The organism is Cellulosilyticum sp., from assembly GCF_982396655.1.
Window position 1 is genome coordinate 1 of the sequence record NZ_CEVXFV010000104.1, and the last position, 3,676, is coordinate 3,676.

The 3,676-nt window shown below is 33.7% G+C and carries 6 protein-coding genes and 1 pseudogene; all 7 read right to left on the reverse strand.

Annotated elements, in window-relative coordinates:
* Nucleotides 1-1,012 (reverse strand): annotated as a pseudogene (locus tag AC1VAQ_RS20845) (hypothetical protein); the annotation flags it as partial.
* A 171-nt stretch (nt 1,013-1,183) separates the two neighbouring features.
* A complete protein-coding gene (locus AC1VAQ_RS20850; RefSeq protein WP_479904527.1) occupies nt 1,184-1,762 on the reverse strand; it encodes a hypothetical protein in 579 nt (192 codons plus the stop codon).
* A gap of 25 nt (nt 1,763-1,787) precedes the next feature.
* Nucleotides 1,788-2,312, reverse strand: coding sequence for an ERCC4 domain-containing protein (locus tag AC1VAQ_RS20855; protein ID WP_479904528.1), 525 nt, complete (start codon nt 2,310-2,312; stop codon nt 1,788-1,790).
* Nucleotides 2,313-2,319: 7 nt separating this feature from the next.
* Entirely contained in the window at nt 2,320-2,454 is a 135-nt protein-coding gene (locus AC1VAQ_RS20860) for a hypothetical protein (protein WP_479904529.1), read from the reverse strand.
* Nucleotides 2,444-3,070, reverse strand: coding sequence for a DEAD/DEAH box helicase family protein (locus AC1VAQ_RS20865; RefSeq protein WP_479904530.1), 627 nt, complete (start codon nt 3,068-3,070; stop codon nt 2,444-2,446). The genes AC1VAQ_RS20860 and AC1VAQ_RS20865 overlap by 11 nt, the downstream gene beginning before the upstream one ends.
* Before the next feature lie 3 nt (nt 3,071-3,073).
* Nucleotides 3,074-3,412, reverse strand: a complete 339-nt coding sequence (locus tag AC1VAQ_RS20870; RefSeq protein ID WP_479904531.1) for a hypothetical protein — start codon at nt 3,410-3,412, stop codon at nt 3,074-3,076.
* Between the two features lie 13 nt (nt 3,413-3,425).
* On the reverse strand, nt 3,426-3,608 hold the full coding sequence (locus AC1VAQ_RS20875; RefSeq protein WP_479904532.1) for a hypothetical protein: 183 nt from the start codon (nt 3,606-3,608) through the stop codon (nt 3,426-3,428).
* Nucleotides 3,609-3,676 lie beyond the last annotated feature (68 nt).

Here is a 3,676-nt window from a genome sequence, read left to right on the forward strand (position 1 = left end):
TACCGTAAAGATTACCAGCACCAAACCTAGATGATAAATCTTGAATAGGTGTAGAGCATATATTGTCTATCCCTATTAGCTCAGCCATCATAGAAATGTATTTTGACTTACCAGTGTCACCACTCCCAAATAGTGCTACTGACTTCTTACACATATTTGCATTGTAGTTTGAGATTATTAATCCGAACCATTCTTGAAGTGTAGCTTTTAGATCAGCATCACCCTCTGTTAAAGTCTCAAGATATTTGAGCAATGTTTTAGGCTCTGGCGCATCCGGATTATAATTACAATCGCATTGAAAAGTTATCTTGTAATCAGGACTATGCTCCATTAATTCATCTTTTTGTATGTCATATAGGCCATTTCTAAAGTTGATTAAGTTTGACTCATTGTTAAGGTCTTCAAATCTTACAAAAACGTTATCTGTTAGAATGTCCTTATAGGTGTCTTCCCACTGTTTAGGCCTTCTAATATCCAGCGGTATAAATTCTTTTATCTTAGACTTTAGTTCGCCAGATGAAATATGCCTGTAGCAACCATCTTGATACCAGTAAACAAATTCTGTTTCAGACCCTTGCTTTTTAACTATGAAATAATCACTTGTCTTTCTTATATGCTCAGCTAGTAAGCTTGAATTAACACACAAAGTACCACGGTCACTATAATAAAGATAATTACCGCCATCCTTTGCAATCTCTCTTGCTTTTTCATCATTCAACATTCCCATTACTTTATTTGTTGCAGTTTGAAAATTAATATTTTCCGTCACCATGAAAAACTCAATAGGTGAAAAATATGGTTTCTTTGGGGCTATCTTTGTTTTCTCTTTTATGTCTTGGTGCTTCTCTAAATAAGTCTCTAAACAATCACATGACCATGTTTGAAAACCATTGTAATTGTAATCAGCATCATAAACATAAAAATCTTTACCACCACAAACAGGGCAAGTGATAGCGTTTCTTTTTATGCCATAGCCATCACTGGAAGCTTCACCAGTAAGGCCAAAACGCATTGATATATGTTCTATTAAGTTAAATTTTTCATTAGCTATTTCATATTTTTTCTTTTTATCATTCACTTTACAACCTCATTTTTCGTAAATTAAAAGGCGGCTTAATTGTACCGCCTTTATTGGATTGGATTATTTATGTTTATGTTAGTTTAATTTGCTATTTCTTAAAAATTAGAATGGAAGGTCATCATCTTCCTCAAAGTTTGTTGTTGGTGTAAAAGCAGTGCTATTAGTAGGCTGTGCTTGTACGCCTTGCAATAACTTGTCCTTTGGTACTGGAACGCCTTTTCTAATTTGTTCAACTGTCTTAAATGACATGCATTTAGTTGCAAACTTTAATTCTTGATTAGCATTTCTGTATTGTTCACGCCCAAATACACCGCCGATTAATTTTCCTTTGAATTGGTCGCCAAAATTAGCACCCCATTGTGTAACAAATCCTGCATTTGACTTTTCTACTGCATCAATAAATGTTTTAAACCCTTTGTTTGTATTACCTTCTGCATCTAACACTAATTGATATACAATACATCCCCACTTTTTATCAGCTTTAGTATTGTTTTTGTACTGATTAGAGTAATAATTAGCTTGTTTTCCTTCTGCAATATCTAAAGATACTGCAATCATATCTTTGCCTGCTGCACTCTTTCTTTCTTCGACACTCATAATACGGCAAATGTGACCGCCTAACTCTAAGGCCTCAAAATCTGTATAGCCTTGAGCTGTTTCAAAATCATGTGGTTTTTGCATTTTTAAGTCTCCTTGTTATGTATTTTTAAAAAGTACCCTTCTTTAACTCTTCTCTTAGTGCTGCGGTGAGGGTTTTATGAATAAAGTAACCGCTGGCACTAATATCTTTTTGATAATGTACGTGTAAGTTATAACGTTGCTCAAATGCATCCAATGAAGCTCTGAAAGATTTATTATTAAACTGCGTATTATATCGCTTGTGTTCAATATCTTCATAGTTTGCATTCTCTATAAGCAAATACATCTTTCCTTTTGCTCTTTGAAATTCAGCTGTAAATCTATCACGATTATGTGTAAGATTTCCGCTTAATTCTTCAAGATTTGCTTTTCTCTCTATGCTTATAATGTCTGTAAGATAAAAATCCCTATGAGCTGCAGGTGACTCCACTTTTATTGAGTAGTCTCCATGATCCAGCTTCATATTGCACCACTTAATTCCCTTCTTATCAAAAAAGTTTGTGATGTGCTTGTTTTTCTGTTCCCTTGTATCAACTATAATCATTGCACTTTTGATTATGTTTTCTATTTCTTTGTCTGTGTATTTGTACATGATGCACCTACTTTTTTGGCACGTATTCAACTATTAATTTAATAATATTACCGTCAATATCTAAAATTGGCTTAGCATCATTAAGCTCAAAATGCTCTGCAATCTCATCTATTGGCTTATTAATAAAATCATCAATTTTCATTCTTTATTCCACCTATTTCCCAATACTCCCTAATAGTCGTATCAACAAATTTCAAGTCATTATCTATTTCACGTTCAAACATTTCCATAGGTGACTTTGCTGTAGTAGCACCATCTGATTGCGTGATAAACTTATAATTTGTACCATCTGTCTGAGCTAATAGCACAATACTAAATAACCCCTCAACTGTAAGCTGATTGTCTAACATCTTGCCGCTTGTTTTTGCCTTGGTTCTTCCAAACTCATCAAGTTCTGTATGGTGTAAGAAGTAGACAATCACATCTGGTGGAGTATTATTGATAATAAATGTTATAAGATTTTTAAAATCTAGTGCAATATCAGTAAACTTGCCATAACCTGTCTCTTTAGCTCGGTCAAACATACCAAATGCCATAAGGTACTGACTATCGTCAATAATATATGTTTTCTTGCTTGGGCTTGATAAGCCTTTTAAGATATTTGCATATGTAGCACTATCCTTTTTAGGCAACTTCTTTCTGAATGGCAGCGGCTTACCAGCCACATTAAAAATGCCTACCTCATTTTCTTCAAAATTTCTCATGCTAGTGCTTTTACCTGAGCCACTAGCACCAATGATTAAAACTGGTATACCCATGATTTACTCCTCACTTTCTTCTACATCTTCTTTAGGTTTAGCAGTAAAAGCATAATGAATAACATCAGTATAGCCATCTTCTTTATAAAGAAAACCTTCTACTATTTTATGAGTTTCACTATATGCACTTTCACAAAGCTTTCTCTCAAGTATCGCTTTACATGCCTTTATGTTAAATGTTAATTTAACCTCTCCAGTTTCCTCATTTTCCTCAATACTAAATGTTTCATCAAATGTTTTATCAAATGTTTTAATAAGGTCTGCGACCTTCTTTTTATTAATGTCAATCTCCTCTTGCATACGATCATATCTTTCGATGCTAATTGTTACACTCTCTGTCATAAGTACCCCCTCATTATTTATTTTCTCTGACCCATCTATCTACAATTTCATAAACAGTTTCTGCATTTTCGCTTAAATCATCTATAGAACATGAAAGTCCACTTTTTGAAACTGGGCATCTTTCACATAGGTTGTATTTATTACACATTTCACCATATACCTTTAAAAACTCAACTGAATCATTTAAGTTAGGCATTAATATTTCACCTGTACTTCCTCTGGGACTTCTTTAACTGTTAAACCTTCAATGTTTACTAGCTCACC

What these genes read in the sequence shown, in the direction of transcription:
- AC1VAQ_RS20850 (WP_479904527.1), bottom strand. Translation starts at nt 1,762, where the DNA reads ATGCAAAAACCACATGATTTTGAAACAGCTCAAGGCTATACAGATTTT.
- AC1VAQ_RS20855 (WP_479904528.1), bottom strand. Translation starts at nt 2,312, where the DNA reads ATGTACAAATACACAGACAAAGAAATAGAAAACATAATCAAAAGTGCA.
- AC1VAQ_RS20860 (WP_479904529.1), bottom strand. Translation starts at nt 2,454, where the DNA reads ATGAAAATTGATGATTTTATTAATAAGCCAATAGATGAGATTGCAGAG.
- AC1VAQ_RS20865 (WP_479904530.1), bottom strand. Translation starts at nt 3,070, where the DNA reads ATGGGTATACCAGTTTTAATCATTGGTGCTAGTGGCTCAGGTAAAAGC.
- AC1VAQ_RS20870 (WP_479904531.1), bottom strand. Translation starts at nt 3,412, where the DNA reads ATGACAGAGAGTGTAACAATTAGCATCGAAAGATATGATCGTATGCAA.
- AC1VAQ_RS20875 (WP_479904532.1), bottom strand. Translation starts at nt 3,608, where the DNA reads ATGCCTAACTTAAATGATTCAGTTGAGTTTTTAAAGGTATATGGTGAA.